The sequence below is a fragment of the Furfurilactobacillus siliginis genome, from assembly GCF_001437435.1.
In the GTDB taxonomy this organism is placed as follows: Bacteria; Bacillota; Bacilli; order Lactobacillales; family Lactobacillaceae; genus Furfurilactobacillus; species Furfurilactobacillus siliginis.
Genome location: NZ_JQCB01000005.1, coordinates 131,143 through 155,219, shown reverse-complemented (window position 1 = coordinate 155,219; position 24,077 = coordinate 131,143). Strand labels below are relative to the sequence as shown.

At 40.5% G+C, this 24,077-nt stretch carries 21 protein-coding genes and 1 pseudogene; 3 read left to right on the top strand and 19 right to left on the bottom strand.

The genetic code is table 11. The features are described 5' to 3' along the window. Positions 1-55: 55 nt before the first annotated feature. The 6 genes and pseudogenes from IV55_RS05360 to hdcC form a co-directional block, all read right to left on the bottom strand. Positions 56-670 (bottom strand): annotated as a pseudogene (locus IV55_RS05360) (agmatine deiminase family protein); the annotation flags it as partial. A 135-nt stretch (positions 671-805) separates the two neighbouring features. Then, on the bottom strand, positions 806-1,633 hold the full coding sequence (locus tag IV55_RS05355) for a bifunctional hydroxymethylpyrimidine kinase/phosphomethylpyrimidine kinase (protein ID WP_057810100.1): 828 nt from the start codon (positions 1,631-1,633) through the stop codon (positions 806-808). Between the two features lie 31 nt (positions 1,634-1,664). Further along, entirely contained in the window at positions 1,665-2,171 is a 507-nt protein-coding gene (locus IV55_RS05350; RefSeq protein ID WP_057810098.1) for an ECF transporter S component, read from the bottom strand. Beyond that, positions 2,168-2,740 (bottom strand): TIGR01440 family protein, encoded by a 573-nt coding sequence (locus IV55_RS05345; protein ID WP_057810096.1) that lies wholly within the window; start codon positions 2,738-2,740, stop codon positions 2,168-2,170. The genes IV55_RS05350 and IV55_RS05345 overlap by 4 nt, the downstream gene beginning before the upstream one ends. A 349-nt stretch (positions 2,741-3,089) precedes the next feature. Continuing rightward, positions 3,090-4,376, bottom strand: coding sequence for a histidine--tRNA ligase (gene hisS / locus IV55_RS05340; protein WP_057810095.1), 1,287 nt, complete (start codon positions 4,374-4,376; stop codon positions 3,090-3,092). A 514-nt stretch (positions 4,377-4,890) separates the two neighbouring features. Beyond that, the gene (hdcC, locus tag IV55_RS05335) at positions 4,891-6,351 is read right to left on the bottom strand and encodes a histidine-histamine antiporter (RefSeq protein ID WP_057810093.1); all 1,461 of its coding nucleotides are present in this window, start codon (positions 6,349-6,351) and stop codon (positions 4,891-4,893) included. Between the two features lie 669 nt (positions 6,352-7,020). Here hdcC and IV55_RS05330 point away from each other — a divergent pair. Both IV55_RS05330 and speC read left to right on the top strand, forming a co-directional pair. Next, positions 7,021-8,523, top strand: a complete 1,503-nt coding sequence (locus IV55_RS05330) for a BglG family transcription antiterminator (protein ID WP_225425819.1) — start codon at positions 7,021-7,023, stop codon at positions 8,521-8,523. Between the two features lie 44 nt (positions 8,524-8,567). Next, positions 8,568-10,754, top strand: a complete 2,187-nt coding sequence (gene speC, locus IV55_RS05325; RefSeq protein ID WP_057810088.1) for an ornithine decarboxylase — start codon at positions 8,568-8,570, stop codon at positions 10,752-10,754. 303 nt (positions 10,755-11,057) lie between these two features. Here the strand turns inward: speC and IV55_RS05320 are convergent, their stop codons facing one another. Both IV55_RS05320 and IV55_RS05315 read right to left on the bottom strand, forming a co-directional pair. After that, entirely contained in the window at positions 11,058-12,737 is a 1,680-nt protein-coding gene (locus IV55_RS05320) for a glycoside hydrolase family 13 protein (RefSeq protein ID WP_057810086.1), read from the bottom strand. Next, complete coding sequence (locus IV55_RS05315; protein WP_057810084.1) at positions 12,737-14,131, bottom strand: SLC45 family MFS transporter; 1,395 nt, start codon at positions 14,129-14,131, stop codon at positions 12,737-12,739. Before IV55_RS05315 ends, IV55_RS05320 begins: the two co-directional genes overlap by 1 nt. Positions 14,132-14,291: 160 nt before the next feature. Here IV55_RS05315 and IV55_RS05310 point away from each other — a divergent pair, with 160 nt between their 5' ends. After that, positions 14,292-15,275 carry a LacI family DNA-binding transcriptional regulator gene (locus tag IV55_RS05310; protein WP_057810082.1) on the top strand — a complete coding sequence of 328 codons (984 nt, stop codon included), beginning with the start codon at positions 14,292-14,294 and terminating at the stop codon, positions 15,273-15,275. A 136-nt stretch (positions 15,276-15,411) separates the two neighbouring features. On the opposite strand, the gene IV55_RS05305 is transcribed toward IV55_RS05310, so the two are convergent. From IV55_RS05305 to IV55_RS05255, 11 genes are all read right to left on the bottom strand, one after another. Beyond that, complete coding sequence (locus tag IV55_RS05305) at positions 15,412-16,086, bottom strand: hypothetical protein (RefSeq protein ID WP_057810081.1); 675 nt, start codon at positions 16,084-16,086, stop codon at positions 15,412-15,414. A 129-nt stretch (positions 16,087-16,215) separates the two neighbouring features. Then, the gene (locus IV55_RS05300; RefSeq protein WP_057810078.1) at positions 16,216-16,995 is read right to left on the bottom strand and encodes an inositol monophosphatase family protein; all 780 of its coding nucleotides are present in this window, start codon (positions 16,993-16,995) and stop codon (positions 16,216-16,218) included. Between the two features lie 2 nt (positions 16,996-16,997). Further along, on the bottom strand, positions 16,998-17,441 hold the full coding sequence (locus tag IV55_RS05295; RefSeq protein ID WP_057810077.1) for a EutP/PduV family microcompartment system protein: 444 nt from the start codon (positions 17,439-17,441) through the stop codon (positions 16,998-17,000). 24 nt (positions 17,442-17,465) lie between these two features. Then, positions 17,466-18,005 (bottom strand): ATP:cob(I)alamin adenosyltransferase, encoded by a 540-nt coding sequence (locus IV55_RS05290; protein WP_057810075.1) that lies wholly within the window; start codon positions 18,003-18,005, stop codon positions 17,466-17,468. Between the two features lie 109 nt (positions 18,006-18,114). Then, positions 18,115-18,480: a BMC domain-containing protein gene (locus IV55_RS05285; protein ID WP_057810073.1), complete on the bottom strand. Its 366-nt coding sequence runs from the start codon at positions 18,478-18,480 to the stop codon at positions 18,115-18,117. A 3-nt stretch (positions 18,481-18,483) separates the two neighbouring features. Then, entirely contained in the window at positions 18,484-19,686 is a 1,203-nt protein-coding gene (locus IV55_RS05280; protein WP_057810071.1) for an acetate/propionate family kinase, read from the bottom strand. Between the two features lie 29 nt (positions 19,687-19,715). Beyond that, positions 19,716-20,420, bottom strand: coding sequence for an MIP/aquaporin family protein (locus tag IV55_RS05275; protein WP_057810069.1), 705 nt, complete (start codon positions 20,418-20,420; stop codon positions 19,716-19,718). Between the two features lie 15 nt (positions 20,421-20,435). Beyond that, complete coding sequence (locus IV55_RS05270; RefSeq protein WP_057810067.1) at positions 20,436-21,554, bottom strand: 1-propanol dehydrogenase PduQ; 1,119 nt, start codon at positions 21,552-21,554, stop codon at positions 20,436-20,438. An 18-nt stretch (positions 21,555-21,572) separates the two neighbouring features. Next, the gene (locus IV55_RS05265) at positions 21,573-23,003 is read right to left on the bottom strand and encodes an aldehyde dehydrogenase family protein (protein ID WP_057810066.1); all 1,431 of its coding nucleotides are present in this window, start codon (positions 23,001-23,003) and stop codon (positions 21,573-21,575) included. 4 nt (positions 23,004-23,007) lie between these two features. Then, positions 23,008-23,481, bottom strand: coding sequence for a GlcG/HbpS family heme-binding protein (locus IV55_RS05260; RefSeq protein WP_057810064.1), 474 nt, complete (start codon positions 23,479-23,481; stop codon positions 23,008-23,010). Positions 23,482-23,497: 16 nt separating this feature from the next. Continuing rightward, a complete protein-coding gene (locus IV55_RS05255) occupies positions 23,498-24,076 on the bottom strand; it encodes a cob(I)yrinic acid a,c-diamide adenosyltransferase (protein WP_057810062.1) in 579 nt (192 codons plus the stop codon). Between the last annotated feature and the right edge of the window lies 1 nt (position 24,077).

Sequence of the window (24,077 nt, the reverse complement as noted above, 5' to 3'; positions counted from 1 at the left end):
ATCAGGTTATGCTGACAAATTTGTCCAAAAATTCGGATTAAATTTGCAATCTACCTTTTAACCAAATTATTTTGCTTACATTCAGATATTCTTTTAGAGTTTTCTCAATTTCGTTCTTAGATAACTCTGGATTCCGTCCCGAAGATAACAAGCATTCTTCCGTTGTTATTAGTGTCCCTTGACCATCTACATGAAATGAGCCACCTTCTAGAATAAAGCTTTCATTTCGGTATTCCTTCACGCCCACCTGCTCTATCATTTTTGTTGCAACTCGATTGTCCTTTTCCCATGGAAAGTACAAACCGTCTTTCAATCCTCCCCATGCATTGAATCCCCAATCAATGCCTCTCAAGCCTCCTTCATCATTTTTGACAAAAGTAGCTCCAGTATCTCGAACCCAGGAATCATCATGAGATATTTCTACAATTTTCGCTATACCAGATAGCTGTTCATAGGCATTATCATATTGATCATCATTAACACCTACAACTACAGGTTCCAGTTGTGCAATAGTCGCAACCAACTGAACAAAGGTTCTTTGAACTGGTTTACCCCCATTCCTCCAATTATCAGGACGTTGTGGCCAAAGTAAAAAAACACACTGATGTCGCTCAAATTCACCAGGCATCCTATAGTTATTATCTCTGGGCGTACCGGTTAGCGTTCTCATAATCGTATTTCCTTTCATCGTTTATAAACCTATGACCAATATAACTTACTGAATTGATTCTCGTACACAAAAGCGCTCTACAAGACAAAAAAACCTTACATCAACTTTCGGTTGATTGGTAAGGTTTACGTGTACTTATTTGATTAACAACATTTCCTTTATAGCATCTCTTAAAATTAGTCCGTTTTTATAATCAACGTTTGCATCAACAGTTTGTTGGATAGCTATCGAAACAAGCTTAACAGCTGTACTGAATACACTTTGTAATGACCAACTAGCATGCTGAACTATTAACGCATTTGTGATAGCCGAAAATAAATCTCCCGTACCGTAAAAATGTCCCTCAACCTTATTGGTCATAGCTAATTTAAAATTACCGTTTTCCAACCACATACAGCCAGTTTCGCCATTTCTAGAAACTCCTGTTACGACAACCTGGCAATGCCTAAATTGTTTTTGACAAAGCATTAGCCCTTTTTGAATTTCCGCATATTCAGTATTCGACGTTAAAGATTGATTTATCAACATACCAAGTTCCGTCACATTTGGTGTTATTAAGTCAGCCTTTGATGCCAAAAGTGTGATGCGCTTGATATACTCATCATCCAACCCTGGATACAACTTCCCTCTGTCTCCCATAACTGGATCAACTATTAAAAAGTCACAATTACCTGCGTTTATCAAATCATCTACAAATCGAACAAATTTATTTTCACCTAAATATCCGATTAGTGCGGAATCAAAGGAAGTAATCCCATTGCTTTTCCAGTGAGCCGTAGTTTCTTCTAGCCAGCTTAAGCTACTGAGTCTCTTTGGAACTCCAAATCCCTCAGTTTGTGTAGAAAATATCTGCACAGGCAGCGTAGCCGTATAAATTCCATAACTCTGGGTGATTGTCAAAGCCGATGTCATAGACATTTGACCCCAGGATGTAAGATCCTCAATAATTAATGAACTCTTCATCAAGACCTCCTAAGTCAACAAAAATAAGGATTTAGAGATCTGATCTCAATTTCCCTTTTATTTGTGGTGTACTAATTAGTGCAATCACCATGCCGACTATGCCCTGAATGAAATTGCCGCCAATACCTACCAAACTAGCGTAGAATCCATAAAATAATTTATCAACTATAAAATATCCGATAACCATTACGCAAATACTTAGTAAAAGGACATAAAACCTCGTCCATTTATTTTTAGTATTCTTTACCTGACCTGCAATCACGCCTTCAAGACCATGAATAATTAAAGAAAACATCATATATTGTCCATACCCTGAAAGTAAATCCAGTAAAAAGCCCGTCAGTGCACCAACGCTTCCGCCAAGCCAAGGGCCAAGTAGTAGCGCTGCAACTAGTATACCTGCATCGGATAAATTAATATTTCCATGAGTCAACGGAACAGGAATAATCAATAAACGGCTAACAACAACTGTTGTTGCAATCATCATCGCTGCAATAAGAATACGACGTAATGAGAATGAGTCATTGGCCTTTCTCATCGAATATCCTTAAGGTTATCTTCCGTAAAGGTATATCTTGCACGTTCACCGCCAATTAGTTTAGGTCTTGACGATAATCCGACTACCCGTGCACTACCTACATCACGGTGAGCCAGGCGAACAGGAATTTGAACATACTTAACGTGCATACCAATGTCTGTTCCACCAATATCAATTCCGCCGTCTGCGACTATATGCTCTACCTCAACCGGATCGGTCATTTCCTGATAGGCAGCAACCTGTGTTCCACCACCAGCATGAATTGCCGGTTTAACTGAAACAATTTCTAACTCTTTTTTTTCGGCAACTGAGCGTTCAATCAATAAAGCCCGATTAATATGTTCACATCCCTGGACTGCAAGATTGATTTCTCTTGGCTTCAAAAAAGATTGTACTGTTTCAATAATTGCCTTTCCAACATCTAGACTAGATTCTGTTCCTTTCCATTCACCACGAACTTCACTGGTACTTGAACCCAGAACAAAAATCGCACCCTTCTTTAAATCTACAGTTGAAAAATAATCTGTTAAAACAGCTTCTAAATCTTTTTTTACAGTTTCAATTTCCATTGTCATTCACCATCCTATCGACTAATTGTATTGACATATTTTGACTGATTTAGCCAATAGTGTGCGTTTAAATATAAATGCACACCACTTGATTTTTTTAAATCAATGTATGTTTTCCAGCAATTTATCATGACGATTTCTACCGCATCAGAAAGTGACACATTTAAGACAAAAGTTCGCTACTGCGTTTAACTTGTAATAAAAAATAAAACCTCTCACTAAATAGAATAAGACACATACTCCAAAAAAAGTAGTGTTTTTACTTTTAAAAAGTTTTCAATTTTAGTAGCCCTCTTACGCAAAAAAAACTAAGTGATAAAAACATCACTTAGCTTTTAGTCATAACAGTTTACTTTAAAAATTCCATTGGTCTCTCAGTAAACTCATTAATATTAACGGTCGTTGTTTCTCTATTCTCAGTATTAACCAAGTCAATCGTTCCATCGGTAACTTCACGTTTGCCTATAACTGCGTAATATCGAGCGTTCTTCCTGATTGCTTCTTTAATTTGAGAACCAACTTTTATTCCTTGATAATCCTTATCTGCAGTCACTTCTTTTTTCCGCAGCTGATCCAGCATCTTAAACGCAAGATCATCGCCTTCATCATCTGCAGCGGCTAAAAATACGTCAGCAACTTCTTTTGGCGCAAAATCTGGATTCTCATCTTTAAGGAGCAACAATAGTCGTTCAACTCCCATACCAAATCCAATACCACCTTCGTCAGGACCACCAAGCTGTGAGATAAGACCATTATACCTTCCACCACCACAGACAGTTACATAGTCACCACCAAAGATATCGGCGTTAGACATAATCTCAAAAATAGTTTGAGTATAGTAGTCTAAGCCACGCACCATATCTGAATCGATCTCATAATCAATTCCAAGCTCATCCAACAATTTCTTTATTTGTTCAAAGTAATTACGTGAATAGTCACTTAAACAATCCAAAATTGAAGGCGCATTTTCAACAATCTTTTGATCCTCTGCATCTTTACTATCCAAAACCCGTAGTGGATTTTTGTATAGACGCTTTTTAGAGTCATCACTAAGCTGATCATAAAATGGTTTCAAATAATTAATTAATGCCTCACGATAAGCATCGCGTGTTTCAGTATCGCCCAACGTATTGATAACCAATTTTAAGTTTTTAACTTTTAATCTATCGAAAAACTGAAGCGCCATTGAAATTACTTCAACGTCAATCTGAGGTGACTCACTATTTAAAGCTTCACAACCAATTTGATTGAATTGGCGTTGTCTACCAGATTGTGGACGTTCATAGCGGAACATTGGTCCCATATAATACACTTTGTATGGTTTAGGAAACTCAGGTCCAAACAATTTATTCTGGACATAGGCTCGTACGGTTCCAGCAGTCCCTTCAGGGCGTAATGCAATTCTTCTCCCGCCTTTGTCCTCAAAGTCATACATTTGCTTTTCAACAATATCAGACGTATCCCCAACATTTCTTGCAAAAACATTATAATCTTCGAACATAGGCGTTCTAATGCCGCGATAGCCAAACTTAGGAAATAAGTCTCTGGCTACGCCTTCAATCTTTTCCCAAGCCTCAACTTCACCCGGTAAAATGTCTGCAGTTCCTTTTGGTCGTTGATAATCGTATTCACTCATGTGCGTTCCCCTTTCTAGATACAAAAAAACCTCCAAGGTCATAGTCATGACCTTGGAGGGCGAATTATCGCTGTTCCACCTCTGTTTATTGTAATCTCACGATTACAACCTCACTGAGTCCCTGTAGAGACTCAAGATTTATAACGTAATCTACACGAAGCATACTATGTATTCCAAGTTCATAGTTGCTCGAGTTCGTGGCTGTGTTTCATTTTGCATGCCGGTTCTCACAAGACTCCGGTTTCTGTAAACTTACAGCAAAACTTTTGTTCCACTCATTACTCGTACCCTGAATATCTAACTTTTCGTTTCTAATGTCAATAGATAACTCCAAAAAAGTAACAAAAAGATTAGAACGTACTTAACACTATCTAATTATCCAAGATGCTTTTCGGGACTTATTAAGCTTAGTAAGCCTCAGAATTCTACACATCCATTGTTATAAATTCGCCCTATACAAAAAAAGTTCCGAAGGACAAAGTCCAACGGAACAATCTTCAAATTAGTATTCAAACTATCCAGCAATTAAAGCATAAACCCCATAGATAGCAACTAGAACGATAATAACGGCAAATACTAACTCACGCTTAGTAAACGTTACCTTGTTATGTTGCTTTCTAGCAACCATGTACAAAGGAATACCTAAAGCATAGACAATAAATGCAATGGCAATATAACGTGGTCCAGCAGCAAATCCCATAATTAAAGTATAAGCAAACGCAAGTAAGGCAATCGTTAAGGCCTTACCACGACTATGTTTAGAACCCTCAGCAAATTCGCCTTCCTTACGACTAATCTTAATCAGATATAGTTCTGAAATTAAGTAAGGAGGAACAGTCATAGTACCAACAACAGTCAATAGCATTTGATATGCGTTTAAATCAAAGTGAGCAATAATGATAATTACTTGAATAACACATGTTGCTACGATAATTGAGAAGCTTGGAACATTGTTCTTTGAAACCTTGGCAAATGCCTTAGGGAAAGAACCGTCTTCAGCAGCTGCATGTTGTGGAAGTTCTGCTAACATTTGAATCCATGAAATCCAGCTAGCAAACACTGCGAACAATAATGCAACAGTGATCACATCACGACCAATAGTGCTGTGCCATAAATTAGTTAAAATGTAAGCAGTAGATGGTGAAGTAAGAGTTGCTAAGTGTCCATATGAGTAAACACCCAATGAAAGCATACCAACTAATGTGTACATTACAATACAAATAATGAACCCAGTAATTGTTGCCTTAGGAACCTGTTTAGCATCGCGAGCTTTACCAGACATAACAACGGCACCTTCAACACCACCGAACAACCATAAAGTAACCATCATAGTTGACATTAACTGGTGCATTAAGCTACCCATTGGCTTGTCACCACGAGAAGCAATTGCCTGTGTAGCATTAGCATTTGTCGTAAATGTATGCATATTAAAGTGTGACGCAACTGTTGCGAGGAATACCACAACAACAGCCAACATAATAGCAGTAGCAACCTTTTGAACTGTACTTGAAACTTCAACACCACGAAGAACCAATGCAGTCAAAGCCCAAGTAAGCACTGTTGCACCAATAACTGAAGGCCAGTTGTTACCACCAGTAAACATACCTGGGAAGAAGTAATCAAGAGTGCTCATCGTCAAAACCGCATAAGCAGCATTGGCAGCACATTCACAGACAAAGTATCCCCACGCTGTAAAGAAACCAGCAAAGGCACCAAATCCAGCTTCACCATACTTGTATAAGCCAGCCGTCATACCAGGCTTAACGTCACTTAAAATAACGAATGTTTCAGCAATAAACCAGATACCAATACCGGTAGTAATCCATGCTAGTAATTGCCCGTTAACACCAGCAACTTGCGACATGTTCTTAGGTAAATCAAAGACCCCAGATCCTACCATCGCACTGACACACAGTGCAACTAGACCCACGAAGCCCATTTTTCCGGCTTGAGCCTTTTTTTCGTTTGCGTCCATATTCCAAATTCTCCTTAAAACTTATTCAAATGTAAGTTAAATAAAACAGAATGTGGACAGCACGTTTCAAAGCAGTTTTCTCGAAACACATTGTGTCATTTTACACTTTGAAAGTCAATCTAATGATTGAATTCGCTTTTTAGTGTGTCGAATGCCTAGGCTAAATTTTTAGACCACTAATGACAAAAGTCACTTTTTAAATAGAACTTAAAACTCTAAAGATTCACAGTCAAAGTGCTGTTTGTCCTATATTCTTTGATATGCAGCAATCATACACTCGGGACACAATATCATTTTCATGCCATTTAATTTATACATAAGTAGCAACAAATGCGGTACGTAAAGGTAAAAAGCTGACGTTTTATACATGCTATTATTATTGACGTGAACAGCATTAAAGCGTTTTCTCAAAATATGTTTTATATTGTTGTTTATAAAAGCTAGCTTTTGCACTTTTATTGTTTGTGTACACATTATCAATCTGATTTCAGAAGTGCTGAGCAGACTTGTCTGCTCAGCACTTCAAAAATCAAATCGTGCAATATTTTATTCATTTTTATCTTTTCGTTTTCTACTATATGTGTCCGAAGCCACTGGACCAATACAACTTTTTGGCATACTCGAGTGAATAGTCGATTGTAACGATATGGAGAAAGCATAGTGAATAATATGACTAATTACGACCGTGACTTGCTTAACTTAATGCTTTCGGAAACTGGATACCGATCTGCAAGTTTCTATGCATCGGCCTTAAAAGTTTCACAAAAGACCATCTATAATCACAGTAAAAACATTGAAACGTTTTTAAGTGATAATGGATTATCTCTGGAAAGACTACCGAGAAAAGGTTTTTTAATTGTCGGTAGTGAAGAAAAAAAGCAGCATGTTCGTCTAACCTTAGGAAATAACGTTTCAGCCGAGCAAGACACAACCTTTTCACCCCAATACCGGCGATTGTATCTCTTTGCAAAAATTTTGTTTTCTGATCGTAAAAGTTATCGTCACTATGCAGAAACATTCTTTGTCTCTGTGCAATCAATTAAGAAAGATTTTGATGCCGTTAGTGATTTTTTAAAAAAGAATGATATCAATCTCGATAAGACGGTTAGTTCTTTCAACGATGAAATCAAGATTGAACAAGCCTTTCGCAAATACCTAGACTTGTATCTCAAGCATTCTGACTTAAGTGATGAACAGACTTCTGAAATATTTGGTAGCACCATTTCAGAAATTGCAACTACTTTTGTAGAGGATAATTCTCAACAGGATTCACACGTTCAAGACGAGTATTTACCCATTTCATTGAGAGAATCACTTTTTATATTTTTAAATCGCGTCAAATATGGCCTCAATCTCACTCAACCCGAAAACCATACCGTTGTTTTGGATGTTTTAAAAAATACAGACCTCTCAAATGTCGTATTTAATTTAACAGAAGTTTATCGGTCCTCCACTGGTGTAAAAATTAGTGGAGAAAACCTAAGGTTCCTCTATTTACTCTTGCTGGGACATGGTATCAGAAGTAACCCAGACGATTTTGCATCAAAACATGACTTCACTTTAGAATCAAAAAAGTTGATCAAAAAAATTAGTTCGACTTTAGGAATGAAGCTAGATAACGACGCAGAACTGTTAAAAGTTACGATATATCATCTAATTCCAATGATTGCTAGATTGAATCTCGGATTACACATAACTGACCCACTAAAAGGTGAGATTTCCTCTCACTACAGGCTGATTGCTCAGGCAGTTAAGACTAGTGCAACTGGTATCGAAGAACATTATCAAATTAAATTATCAGATGACGAAATTTCATTACTCTCACTACACTTTTTAGTCGCAGTTGAACGTCACCGAAAAGCAAATAACATTTTAGTCGTTTGTCACGCAGGTGCTGAAATTTCACAATATGTACTGCTTTCACTGCAGAACAACCTACCACCACATAATGTACTAACGCTTATTTCACCAAATGAACTATTCAGAATGAAATTAAGCAGCTTTGATCTTTTAGTTTCTACAACTAACGTTACTGTGAATTCTCTACCGACTATATATATTTCGGTTCTTCCGAGAAAGGAAGAAATATCACCAATATATTGGAGACTAGTCGAACTTGATCACAAAAAATCAATTAAGGCCGCATCAGTAACGCCCCCTACCCCATCTTAAGGGGAATACATCATGCACCAACACACAGAAAGGATGTAAAAGAAATGTCGAAATTTGTTGTCGCAATGGCACCAGAAATTAGCGATTATGTAAAATCTGACCGCGAAGTTGTTGACGTAAACACTGTTAATGACTGGACAAATGTTAGCGCTGTCGTTGTAACCGATGAAGAGCTTAGCATTGCAGACGAAGTTAAAGAAACAACCTTTGGAATTCCAGTTTTCTTAGCAACTAAGAACGCTGCTGTCCTAGATACAAATAGCTCACATCTTAATTCAATCGATCATCTATTAGACTTAACGAACAACTTCAACAAACAAATTTACGCTCGTGAAGTTGAACATGCTGCTAAAGAATATGAAGATAACCTTATGCCTCCATTCTTCGCAGAATTGAACAGAATGGTTGATCGTGGTTCATGGCAGTTTGAATGTCCTGGTCACCAGGGTGGTGCCTTTTATCTCAAATCACCAGTTGGCCGTAAATTCTACGACTTTTATGGTGAAAAGTTCTTCCGTTCAGATGTCTCAATTTCAGAAGATGGACTTGGTGACGTTTTAACTCATGATGGCGCTGCATTAAAAGCTGAAAAGCATGCTGCTAAAGTATTCAACGCTGATAAAGCCTACTTCGTGTTGAACGGTTCAACTACTTCAAACAACATTGCAATCACTGCTGCTGTTACCGAAGGCGATTTAGTATTATTCGACCGTAACAACCATAAGTCAGCTTATAACAACGCTATGGTTATGAATGGTGGTGTTCCAGTATATCTAGAAACCAGCCATAATTCTTACGGACTAATTGGTGGTATCAAGGACTCTGGTTACGACGAAAAAGCATTACGTGAAGAAATCAGAAAAGTTGCGCCTGAAAAGGCTGACAAGAAACGTCCATTCCGCTTGGCCATCATTGAACACGGAACTTATGACGGTACCATGGCTAACGCACAACAAATCGTAGATAAAATTGGTCACCTTTGTGATTACATCCTCTTTGATTCTGCATGGGTTGGTTACGAACAGTTTATTCCAATGATGAAGGAAACTTCTCCCCTTCTTGTTAATCTTGGACCTGAAGATCCTGGTTTGTTCGTTGTTCAGTCAATTCATAAGCAACAAGCTGGTCTGTCACAAGCTTCTCAAATTTTGAAGAAGGACAGCCACATCAAGGGACAACGTCGTTATATCAGCCATAAACAATTCAACAACTCATTCATGAAGTACTCATCTACTTCACCATTCTACGGAATCTTCGCATCTATCGATGTTTCTGCCCGGATGCAAGAAGGCGAAACTGGTAAGAAGATGTGGAACGACACAATGCTAACAGTTGTACGTGCTCGTAAACGATTACTCAAAGAAGCTACCATGATTCGTCCATTTGTTCCACCAATGGTACATGGTAAGCCTTGGGAAGACGCTGACGACCAAGAAATTGTTAACGATGAAGCATATTGGGCATTCGATCCTAACGAAGACTGGCATGGTTTTGACGGCTATAGTAAGGGACAATATTTCATTGATCCTAACAAACTAATGCTAGTTACCGCCGGTTTAGATATCCCTAACGATACCTATGAAGACTTCGGTGTACCTGGTTCAATCGTTACCCATTATCTTCATGAACACGGTATCATTAATGAAAAGAACGATTTAAACTCTGTTCTTTTCTTAATCACACCTGCAGAAGATGATGCCAAGATGAATAACCTTGTTGATCAAATTCTGAAGTTAGAAAAAGCGATTAACGATGATGCACCATTGAAGGATGTTCTCCCTCACCTTTATGCAACATACGAAGATCGTTACCGTAACTACACTATTCGCCAACTCTGTCAGGAAATCCATGACTTCTATAAAGCACACAATGCTAAGAAGTATCAGAAGGATATCTTCACTAAGGACCACTTCCCTGAAAGAGCTATGTCTCTTCAAGAAGCTGACACTGAATACCGTCGGAATAACGTTAAGCTTGTTAAATTAGACGATATCATCGGCGAAATCGCAGTGGAAGGTGTTATCCCTTATCCACCTGGTATCTTTGCTATCGCACCAGGTGAACGTTGGACTGAAACCATTCAAAACTACTTCAAGGTTCTTGAAGAATCAGCTAATACATTCCCAGGATTCAGTACTGAAGTCCAAGGTATGTATTACGAAGAAGAAAATGGTAAAGAAGTTGCCTATGGATATGTTTACGATCCTGATGCAGCAAAAGATGAAGACTAATATTTAGAGCTACTGATACAACATTCGTCAACTCTAAATAGTACTCAAAAAGGTTTGAAGTAAGTGGAAACACTTATTTCAAACCTTTTTATTACTATGATATATCCCTATTCATCGGAGATGTTTTTAATTCATCTTATTTAGGTCTATAAAATGCTTTACAGTCCCCTTTTAAATACTTTTAGAGTAGATTCTTTATGAGTGGATTAAACGCGTTCATACACTCCTCCAAGCACCTAATATCGCAAGAAGAGGAAGCAATCATCAGAATGAACTGGTGATTGCTTCCTCTTTTACACTCGCTTACTTCTCAGTAAAATAAACCTTCGTTTGATAAGGCAATAACGTCTTCTCATCGTCCCCATCTGGATAGTTACTAATCAGTAGTTTATCCCCACTCATGAAGCTGTAGTCGCGTTCAACGGTCTGGTCGGTAAAGTTGCTAACGACGGCCAGTTGTTGTCCTTTCCATTCACGTACATAGGTGTAAACCTGTTCATCGTCATCATCCAATGACTTGAAATCACCATACTTAACAACATCTAATTGATGGCGTAAAGCGATCAACTTCTGATAGAAGTAAAAGACAGAGTCATCATTGGTCAAAGCATCCTCGACGTTAATGTCAGGATAGTTCTTATTCAAACCAAACCATGGCGTTCCATCGGTGAAGCCGGCATTAGTCCCCTTTGTCCATTGCATTGGTGTCCGTGCATTATCACGCGAAATATTCGTCAAATAATGTAACATGTCCGATTCAGCCACAACGTGTTCCTCGGTCACAAACTGGCGATAAGCATTGAGGGACTCCAGATCTTCATATTCAGCTAACTCTTTGAAATTCGCATTGGTCATCCCAATTTCTTCACCTTCGTAAACAAATGGGGTTCCTTGCATAAAGTGCAGTGTGGCACCAAGCATCTTCGCTGCGGCAACACGATATTTAGGATCATCGGTGGCAAACCGTGATACAGCACGTGGCTGATCATGGTTGTTCCAATATAGGCTGTTCCATGCTTTGCCATCAAGATCGCTTTCCCAACGATTCAACGCATGTTTCAGATCAAGCAGTTTCACCGGTTTGTCATTCCATTTGCCTAATTCCTTGTTGGGATTAGATGATAAGGAAACATGTTCAAACTGGAAGACCATGTTTAATTCATCGCCCTTGAGGCTTGCGTAATCTTCCACGTCGCTTGGCTTTGATCCAGGCATTTCACCCACGGTCATCACATCATACTTCGACAGCACTTCACGATTCATCTCGCGAAGATATTCATTCAAGCGTTCCCCATCAGCAACCACCGCTTCGGCATTCCCGTAAACGGCACCATCTGGTTGAGGTGCATCTGGTAGACCTGCTGGCTTTGAAATCAGGTTGATAACATCCATTCGGAAGCCATCGATCCCCTTATCCAGCCAGAACTTCATGACATCATACACACTATTACGAACAGCCGGATTCTCCCAGTTCAAGTCTGGTTGACCAGGCGCAAATAAGTGCAGGTAATATTGCTTCCGCGCTGGTTCATACGTCCATGCTGGACCACCAAAGTAAGAACCCCAATTGTTTGGTTCATGACCATCAACTGGATCACGCCAAATATAGTAGTCACTATAGTCGTTGTCGCGTGACTGGCGGCTTTCTTTGAACCATTTATGCTCATCCGACGTATGGTTAACAACCAGATCCATCAACAACTTTAGTCCATGCTGATGCATATCAGCTAGCAAATCATCAAAGTCTTGCATGTCACCGTAAACAGGTTGAATGCTCTCATAATCAGAAATGTCATACCCGTTATCCTTATCAGGTGAACGGTAAATGGGATTTAGCCACAAAACGTCAACGCCGAGCTTTTTTAAATAATCGAGACGTGTGCGAATTCCTTTTAAATCACCGATTCCATCGGCATTACTATCCTGAAAACTACGTGGGTAGATTTGATAAATCACTGAATCTTTAAACCATGCTTGTGTCATTATTTCGCTCCTTTTTCGGCTTTTCCAGAAACAACTGGGTGAATTGCACTCACAGCGAATGCACCTAAGATCAAGGCGACCCCACCGATTAAAATCATGGCTGGCATTGATTTCCCAACTAGTGGGAATAATGCAAAGCTAGCAACAGAGGCGATGATCTGTGGTAAACAAATCCCACAGTTGAAGAGTCCCATGTAGGCGCCTTCGTTGGTTCCATCCAATGATTCTGTGAACAATGAGAACGCTTGTGTTTGCATCGTCAAGTAACTGATCCCAATCAAACAAAATGGTACGATCAAACCTAACTGCGTGTGCGTAAAGAACACGGCGATAAAGCCACAGCCACCCATGACCAGTCCAACACGGTACCATAATTTCCGTTGTGTCGCCTTTGTCCGTGAGAGTAGTAACATCCCCCAAACAACAGCAGCAACAGATTGAATACATGTCAGAATTCCGAACCAGTTCCCTGCTGCTTGATAGCCGGCAGATGCTGGATTGGTTGTGTTCCAAACATTATCCGCAATGGCACCAGTACTGTATGTCCATAAGTATTGAAAAGCGAACCAAGCAAATAATTGCACGAACGAAACTTCCCAGAATGCTTTTGGTGCCACTTTGACTAAGTGCCACAGGCTTGGTTGTGGTGCTTCATTAGCTAAATCAATCTGGTGATAGCCAGCATAAGTCTTTGGATCATATTCCTTCACAGAAAGCACTGTATATAAAGAAGTTAATAGTAAAATGGCGGCACCAAAGTAAAATGCAAACTTAACAGAAGCTGGTACTTCCCCTTTAGGTGCAATGTTCGATACACCAAAGATGGTCAGGATATATGGTGCAACTGTCGCAACCACCCCACCCAAGTTAGAGAAAGATTGTTGCCATGACCAAGCTAAGTCCTTTTGGTCTTCGTTAACCATGTCACCGATAATCATCTTGAATGGTTGCATACAAATGTTTGAAGACAAATCCATGAATAAAATCGTAAATGCACCAAACAATAATGCTAATAACGAGCCATATCCGAATCCAAATGAACCGGCATTAGGCAACAGAATCATCACTAAGGCGGCAATTGGTGCCCCAATCATTAAGTACGGCATCCGCCGACCAAATCGGTTCCAGGTTAAATCTGAATATTTACCAATCAACGGTTGAACGACCATTCCTGCCAATGGTGGCAAGATAAAGAAGAACCCTAGCTTGGTTGGATCTGCCCCGATGGTTTGGAAAATCCGTCCCATTTGTGATGATTGCAATGAAAAGGCCATGTTGACGCCAAAGAAACCAAACGTCATGGCAAAAATCGTTGATAATTTGAGCTTTGGCAAGCCGTGTGTGGTCTTCTCCGCCACAGGCGTTGCTGTCTCAGTGTTTGAATTAACTTCCATTAGTTAAACCCTCCAGTTTTATAGTAAGCGCTTCCACAAACAGAATCCTATCACTTTACACAAACGTTTACAATGGTGTTTTTAAAGGAACACAAACGTTTACGTAAACTTTTCATTAATTACGTGATAAAATTAAACGATAATGCGGAGGAACTTAACCATGACCGTTACAATCAAAGACGTTGCCAAAGCCGCTGGTGTATCAATCGCCACCGTCTCGCGCGTCCTCGCACATAAAGTAGATTTCTACGCACCAGAAACGGCTGCACAAGTGACGAAAGTTGCCAAGGAACTTGGTTATCAGCGTAATGTCACAGCAGCCGAATTAGCAACTAAAACCAGCGATGTTCTAGCCGTGATCATCTCTGCTACCAAAACAAACTTTGCCGACAGTATCATTGAAGGCATTCAGGACGTCGCCTTTGCACAAGGATTGAGCGTTATCATTCTGTATGCTGGGGAAAATAATGATGACCTGCAACACAAGGCGCTAACAACTGTGATTGAGCGCTCGGTCCGTGCCATTTTGATTGTCGCACTAGAATTGAATGAAGATAATCGGCAGCTATTAGACGATAGTGCCATCCCCCACGTCTTTTTGGCCAATGCATCTGATAAGAACAAGGGACTATTTGTAGCCTCTGATGATTTCAAAATCGGTAAGGCAACAACAACCTACTTTCTGGATCAAGGATACACATCAATTGGCCTCGTCGGGATGGATCGCACTTCCTATGTGGGTCGACAACGAATCAATGGTTATCTAGCCGCCCTTAAGCAACATGACATCACGCCAGGCGATAACTGGATTCAAGGTGGAAACTTCCGCTATGAAGACGGTGTCACTGCCATGAAAGCGTATGGACCAAAGCCACCTGTTCAAGCGGTGATTGCCAACAGTGATGTCAGTGCTTTAGGTGTCATCAATACTGCTCATCAGTTCAAGTTAGACATCCCCTCACAGCTGGCAGTGTTGAGTGTGGACGGTACACAGCTGATTGAGATGTTCCGACCACAGGTAACTGCCTTGGTACAGGACTTTGCCGCAATTGGGCGGCGTGGTGCTGAGATGTTGCTAAAACAGATTCCCGAAGCATCACAGTTTATTGACTTTAAGATTCATGATGGTGAAAGTACGAAGTGAACACAAAGAGGCGTGTCTTTGACATAAGAAATTATGTCCAGACACGCCTTTTCGATTACAAAATTTATATTGTTTAAACCTGATATCAGCGTCATGGAGCTGTGTAAATCACTTCTCCACGCTAAGCTCACGTCAATTACTTTCCTTCAACAATCGGCACACCACGCTTCATGACTTTAGTGATGTCCATTGGCTCAATGCCATTACGTAAAATCGTGTGCCACTGATCACCTGGTGTCCGTGCGACGTCATCCAAATATAATTCCATATGCCATCCTTCAGCGGCCAAAGAACGATAACCTGAATCACGAATGAACTGTTGCAGCTTACTATTTACACGTCCCCGCCGATCAATGGTTCCGACGTTCCCAATCTGTGCCTCGAGACCCTCTGAGAAATGTAAGAGTCGGATGTCCCACAGATATGACTGATCAACGTTCAGGATACTAAATTCAGCACTTTGTAGAATTTCTTTGGTGATGAATTCTGGTTGCCGAATCATCAACTGATACCGCCATTGTGCATCCCGACCAGGTGTGACTCGTTGCCACATTGCCTGCAGTGGATAGCGTTTAAACGGTGTGTACCCTTCAACCTCAAGGTCATTCTCTGGCGCATTCGCTAAAAAATCAGCCACTTTGCATAGCGCATCTGCCCGGTCAATAAAGTCGCGGTTATTTGGATCAGCGTTCCCAACCCCACTCAAAGTAATGTAACCACGGGTCGGTAAATCCACGATGGATCCCTTGTCCGTGTCATGCGTATATTCCTTGGCTTCATCAGTTTGCCAGTTTGTTTGTTCATTCATCATTTTAATCACTCCCTACTTACCAGATTAGCATAGTGAAGGAAGCGATGAAAGCGCTTTCTTAAATCGTTTTACTAAGACTCTACGCGCAGCAAAAAAAGAGACACCACTTGGGATGTCTCTTTCATGATATCAAGCATAAGTTAAAGCATTGAATTCCTTCATTGCTTTAGGTGTCATCACAACAAAATCACACGTGTGCAATAAGTTAACTTTTTGGCCAGCAACAGTACTGGTCTTGTACCCCAAAGCTTCTGCCAAAATTTTTCCAGCTGCAATGTCCCATGGATTCAATGTTGAAACATACCCAACATGTCTACCATGCAACAACTGGACAAATTCTAAGCCTGCACTCCCTAAAATACGTACACCAGAAGCATGATAGCCAACTGTTCCCAGGTTAAAGCGGTTTGTAAAGAGTTGGCGCCAAGATGCACCGATTAGCCCTTCTGCTAGTGGTTTGTCATCAACGCTCGGTAACTTTTCTTCATTACAGAAAACACCCAGCTGTGGACCGCCCCAATATAGATCATTTTCCATAACATCAAGGATTGCACCAAATACAGGCTCCCCATTCTCATAAACACCAATCATCGAAGCAAAACAATCGTGTTTTCTGACAAAGTTAAGTGTGCCATCAATTGGATCAACAAAAAACACCAGTCCGTCCAGATCTTGTACACGAGACTTCTTATTCTCTTCGCCAACAATACGTGCCTCTGGGTAATGCTCATGAATTTGCTGTTCAAGAAAATCCTCAATCGCAACATCCTCATTGGTTACCAAATCGTTGCGTGAACTCTTTGTATCAACAGTTTCAATTGCTTTGACCCCAGGTCGTAGCTTTTCACCAACACTAATTAACCATCCAGTAACATCTGTGCTTAACTGTGCTAACTTTTGTTGATTCAAGTTTACTCCCCTCCCTTTAGATCAAGAACATTTTCAATATTTACAGTCCCTATATCCTTGATTGCAGAACATAAGATGATTTTTTTTGCACCTGCCATACGTAGGTACTTTGCACTTTTTGCAATTTGCTGTTCATCAGTCGCCAAATCAACCTTAGTAATAATACCAACTGCTGGGCGGTTGAACATCGTCGCAAATCCCGGTGCAAAGATTTGCCGTTTATCTAAGATGCTTTGCAACATTAAAATAATGTCAGCCTCTGCAGCTGTCACCGACAATGCACTATAAAACCGATGATGTTCTACAAATTCACCTGGAGTATCAACAGCATCTTTAAAAAACTCAACAGACTGTGTTTTATCGTATTTGATTGCTACTCCTGCTAGCCGTTGCCGCAACGTAGTCTTACCACAGCCAACTGCACCGACCAATAAGGGTCGTCTCATACTATTACCCCTTTTTGAACGACCTTAAAAAGGCCATTCAGGATCATCTGCATCAAATAATTCTTCCTGTACACCTAACTCGATATATACGTAGCGAGCTAATACAAAGAAATAATTTGATAGCGTATTTAAAAACAGAATCATTTCAGAATGTTCATCTTCTACAGCTAACTTAACTGTTCGATATGCCTTTAAAGCCATCGTACGAGCCACTTGCAGCTCCGTGGCTTGAATACTACCACCAGGCACAACAAACTGATGTAATTCTGGCAACGTCACAGAATACTGCGTCGTTAATCCACTAAGCCATTCATTAGCACCGATTGGAAACAAGTGCTTTCGATCACTTCCGCGTCTCAACGGAAGATCACCGCCAATACAAAATAAGAGTCGTTGAATGGTTTTAAACTCCGCATCAAATGGCCTCAAACCATTATTAACTGCCCTAACTCGACATAATCCTAGCCACGCTGTCAATTCATCTAATGCACTGTACGCATCAACTTGTTTTTCGTTATATTCCTGAAAAATTTTGTCTTGTTCCTCGGTGTTACTACCATCCATAATTGATTGTCCTCGTTACGTATTAGTTCGCACATGTTTAACTTCTTATGTCATAAAGTACCATGCTATTTACGCGCACACAAGACTTTCAGAATAGGAACATTCTTAATTAGGATTGAGTTACAGGTGTGATTGTGAAATCTAGTACAGAATGTAATGTTGATTCTGCAGCCTGAATTGCAGACTTTACATCGTCGACCATTCCTGCCAGTAATACGGATCCACTAAAACGATCAATAAAAACGACTTCCACAGAGCCAGACTTAGAAGCGACATCTGATGCAATTGCGGCTGCTTCTCCTGGCGTAATGGTTAATAGCCCCAAAGAACTACTTGTGTCATCAATTCCAAGTTTGTCGAAAATTTCAGCATCGGGATGCACAATCACATGTGCAAGTGTAACTTGCTTTCCTGGGACAGACTCTTGAATGACCCGCTCAAGTTCTTCTGTTGGTTCAAAATCGTTTTCAGCCATAGTTCAATCCCCTAATTTTAAAAGCCGCACAACGTCACGAGCGATAATTACTTCTTCATCCGTTGGAACAACCAATACCTTAACCTTGCTATCTGCGCTCTGGATAAATTCCGCATTAGCATTGTTTTTTTCGTCGTCAATCTTAACACCAAGATAACTAAGGTGTTCAGCAACTAACTTTCGTACAGTGGCTGAATGCTCTCCGACACCTGCAGTAAACGTAATTGCATCCACACCATTCAAGTCAGCAGCATAAGCACCAATGTAAAAATCAATTTGGTGAACAAACATTGCTAAAGTTAAAATTGCACGCTTATTACCTTCAGCTGCAGCATCTTCAACTTCACGTAGATCGTTCGAGATTTCAGAAATCCCTAGGATACCGGACTGTTCATTTAACATTGCCTTAATGCCATCAGCGTCAAGATGCTCATGTTCTTCTAAAAATGGAATAATTTGTGGATCAATATCACCAGAACGAGTCCCCATCATCAACCCTGCTAATGGTGTGAAGCCCATTGAGTTATTAATTGTCTTACCATCCAGGATGGCCGAAATACTTGCACCATTACCAATGTGACAACTGATTAACTTATGCGCCTCAGGAACAAGCTTGGCCGTTTCTTGAGCAATATATTGATGACTTGGTCCATGAAAACCGAAACGTTTAATACCATATTTTTCATAGTATTTATATGGAATCGGATATAGTGCGGTACTCAAAGGAATGGTTGCATTGAAAGATGTGTCAAAAGTAGCAACTTGCTTCACATCTGGCAACTGTAAATCAAAGGCCTTCATTCCTTGTAAGTTGACCGGATTATGTAATGGAGACAGCGCACTGAGTTCATCAATACGTTGCTCCACTTCATCATCCACAACAACTGCATCATGGTAGTAATCACCACCATTGGAAACGCGATGTCCAACCCCTTCGATATCAGATAACGATTCGATTACCTTATTATCGATAAGTGCTTGAGTCATTAATTGAACAGCAACTTCATGACTTTCAATTGGCTGCTTTTGTTCGATCTTAGATGTTTCAGCACTACCTTCAGGAGTATATGAAAACTTTAATGCTGCATCGGTCTTACCGATCCGCTCAATTTGTCCTGCCGCTAAAACTTTTTCAGTTGGCATCTCGAATAACTTAAATTTTAAAGACGAACTACCTGAATTAATCGCTAATACTTTATGCAACATAAACTCACATTTCCTTTTCTAATTAGTTGTTATTGGATTTTGAATAATGCTGTGGCTAATAAGCCACCAACAATTGGTCCAACCATTGGAATCCATGCGTATTCCCAATGACTGCTGTCTTTATTTGGAATTGGTAAAATTGAATATGCTAATCGAGGTCCCCAGTCACGAGCCGGATTAATTGCATATCCGGTGGTCGTACCCAAGCTCATACCGATTGCCAAAATCAAGAAACCAACTATGAAAGGCTTTAGACCAACTGTAAAGTTACCTAAGTTGAGTAGTACGTAAATAAATATAAACGTTGCAATAATTTCACTTAAAAAGTTAAACAACGGATTGCTAATCGCTGGTAGCGTAGCGAAGTTGCTGACATGATTACCATCTTCAGGTTTTGTAACCTTAAGGTGTGGGTAATAATGTACAACGACTAGTGCTGCACCAAGGAAAGCACCGATAAATTGACCAAGTAAGTATGCAACAACTTTGCTCCATGGGAATAAACCAAAGGCAGCTTCCGCAATGGTTACTGCTGGATTTAAATGCCCAAGTGAACCAATGCTGCCGGCCACGTATACACCCATGGTAACGGCCATGCCCCAACCAAAGGTGATCAACAGCCAGTCACCATTTTTCTTGCCATACGTTTTGTTCAGGTTAACGCCACAGTTGACGCCGGCCCCAAACACAATCAAAACAAACGTTCCTAGTAATTCTCCCAGAAATCCGTTCATGATTTTCACCCCGTATTATTCAATCACCTTTTTGTAAACAGCCGCTAGTTGTTCATCCGTTGGTACGATTGGATTGCCAGGAAATGTTCCATCTTCCTTAGCAGCAGCAATAATTGTTGCACAAGCTTGTTTAGCATCTGCTGGCTTCACTCCGAAGGCAGCTAATGTTTCTGGACAATTCATTTGACGCATCATCTTTTGCAGCTTGCGAATCAATTGCCGTACGGCCATATGATTACTACTATCTGCATCGGCAATGCCCGCCTTACGTGCTGCACACGCATACTTTTCTTCACAAGCTTTATCCTGTGCATTAAAAGCAACAACATGTGGTAATAACATTGCACATGCAAGACCATGCGGAACATGGAATTGTGCACCTAACTGGTGAGCAATAGAATGCGTAATTCCCAGACCAGCAGTATTGAATGCAAGTCCCGCTGCTGTTGCAGCTTCATGAACCACTTTACGAACCTCTAAGTTGTCTGGTTCGCGATACGCGGTGACTAATTCTTTACCAATTACATCAATCGCTTTTTCAGCTAATGCTTCGGTAAATAAGTTGCCATCACGGGCAACCAGTGATTCCAGTGAGTGTGTCATAACATCAAGACCAGAATAGGCGGTGACGCTCTTAGGCGCACTCATCACCAATTGTGGATACAAGATGGCAATATCCGGAATCAAATGATCGTTAATGATTGGGAACTTTGCATGGTTGGCCTCATCTGAAACAACCGCTGTATTAGTAACTTCTGAACCAGTCCCACTTGTTGTTGGGATGGCCACAAAGCATTCTAGCTGTTGATCCAGAATCTTTTCACCAAAATTACGGATGGCCTTGGCAGTATCAATTGCTGAACCACCACCAAGCGTAATGATGACATCAGGAACGAATTCCTGATAGACACGAACCCCTTCAGTAATGTTAGTCAATGGTGGGTTTGGCTTAACGTCAGAGAACACCTTGATTTCAGCACTACCAGGCAATTCATGCTCAATTTCTTTTAATGTATCACTGCCATCCAAAAACGGATCACAGACGAACAAGACCTTCTTCGACTCAAAAGCTGCTAACACCTTTAGGCTATCAGAGCCGGAGATGATTTTTGTTGGAATCGTAAACTTCTCCATGGTGTTTCGTCCTTTCGCCTAATCGTTCCAGCTACGTAATGAGAACGCCTGTGGTGAATTCAACCGACGACGACGTGTAAATGACTTTGCAGTTGTCGTTCCTTCACCAGTTGGTGTAGCAATGGTCAGTGCAGATGCACCGGTAAATCCGACCCCAGTACCTGAGAATGTTGGTCCGTTAACCACGAAGATTGACGTGTTCATCCGGTGAGCAGCCTTGTTGATGTGGATCAAGTCACGTGAATGAATTGAAGCAGTGTGATGGAAGCCTTGTTCAACTTCAACGGCAGTCCGCAAAGCTGAAACGAAGTTAGGACAACTTACGATTGGTAAGATTGGCATAAGGTTTTCAGTCACAACCAGAAGATGATCCTTTGGTGCTTCTAAGATGATTTCAACAGGTTGACCGGTGTAACTAATGCCAGCTTGGTCAAGGATAAAGGTTGCATCCTTACCAACAAACTTACGGTCAGGTGTACCTTTGTCCGTAATGGTCATGTCGGCTAATTTTTGAATATCAGCTGGATTCGTAACTAGGAATGCGTTTTCATTTTGCATGTCACGAATCAATTCATCCTTAACAGATTGTTCAACAACAACTTCTTTTTCAGCAGTACATAAAATATCGTTATCAAATGAAGCTGATTCAATAATATTATGTGCAGCCAACTTGATATCAGCAGTTGCATCAACAATGGCAGGTGGGTTACCGGCACCGGCACCAATTGCCTTCTTACCACTAGTCATGGCTTGGTGAACCACTGCTGGGCCCCCAGTAACAGCTAATAATGCGATATCAGGGTGTTGCATCATCGTTTGCACAGCTTCAATGCTTGGGTTTTCAATCCCAACCACTAAGTTTTGCCAACCAGTTGCTTTTTCAACGAATTCGTTTAACTTTTCGATGGTCCAACGTGTGATGTTTTTAGCACCTGGGTGAGCACCGAAGAAGACAGTGTTCCCACCAGCTAGCATCATGATGGCATTCGCAATAACAGTTTCTGATGGGTTTGTACTTGGACCAACGGCCCCGATAACACCATACGGTGCATATTCATACATGATTAACCCACCATCACCAGTTTCGGCTTCAGGCTGTAAAATTTCAGGACCAGGTGTGTTGTACAAAGCGTTGTTTAACTTAGCAATCTTAGCTTGTACAGTTCCCATTCCAGTTTCTTCACGAATGGCCTTTGCCATTTGTTCGATGTATGGACGAAAACCTTCTTTGATTGCATCAAGTATCTGATTACGAGTCTCGATGCTTGCATCTACATAACGGTCTTCAGCTGCTTTAGCGGCAGCAATGGCGTCTTCAACATTAGGGAAAATTCCTAAGTGACCACCAGCGGTGTGTGATGATGCTGGTGCAACATTAGCATCATTCCCACTTTGTTGACCTAATTCTTCTTTAATAATTTTACGAATTTGTTCTTCTAATTCTGCCATGGGCTTACTTGATCCCTTCCAAAAATTGTTTGACCCCTGCTTCACAGCAAGCTTGATCTTCTTCAACGGCACCACCACTGACACCAAAAGCACCAATAATTTGATCATTAACGATTAGTGGTAAACCACCAGCAAACGAAACTAGCTTACCGTCTAACATGGTTTCCATTTCATATAATGGTGCACCAGGTTGGATTTGATCACTAACATCCTTGGTTGGTTGCTTCATTGCTAACGCAGACCATGCCTTTTTAGGTGCTAATTCAATGCTGACCAAATTAGCATTCGTCATGTGATATTGCATTAATGGATTACCTGCAGCATCCATGATGCACATGGAAACCCCAACGTGTTGTTCATTGGCTTTGGCTTCAACGGCATCAAATGCATGTTGAAAGTTTTCGCGGGAAAAAAGTGCTGAACCATCTTGCTTTTTAAAAGCTGCTTGAACGCTTGATAAAATATTTTCAACTGCCATTTTTACTTCCTCCTTATTATTTATTCGCTAGTGCCTCTTGATAGCGTTTCAATACTTCGTTACAGATACCTTGTGTGCGTGCATATTCATCTTCATCACGAGCAACAATGTACAGAAAATCAGATAAGCGGTTCGCATATCGTAGAACTTCAGCACGGAATGGTTCTTCTTCATTAACATGAATCAGTAGCCGTTCTGCTCGCCGACAAACAGTTCGGGCTAAGTGAAGATGTGCACCTGCAAGACTGGTTCCTGGCAGAATAAATGAATGTAATTCAGGTAACTTATTCGTATATTCGTCAATAACACCTTCCATGCGGTGGACATCGGCTTCAGTAATACGATCACTTTTACCGTAAAATTTGTCTGGATCTGATGAAGCAATTTCACCATCTAAAATGAACATTCGATATTGAACCCACTTTAGAAGTTCTTTGTTTTTTTCACGTTGGCAAAACTTTTCTGCCACGCTAATTTGTGCATTACATTCATCAAACGAGCCATAAGTCTCAACACGAATGTCATACTTTTTAACTCGCTCACCAGTGAATAGAGAAGTGGTTCCCTTGTCACCAGTTTTTGTATAAATTGCCATT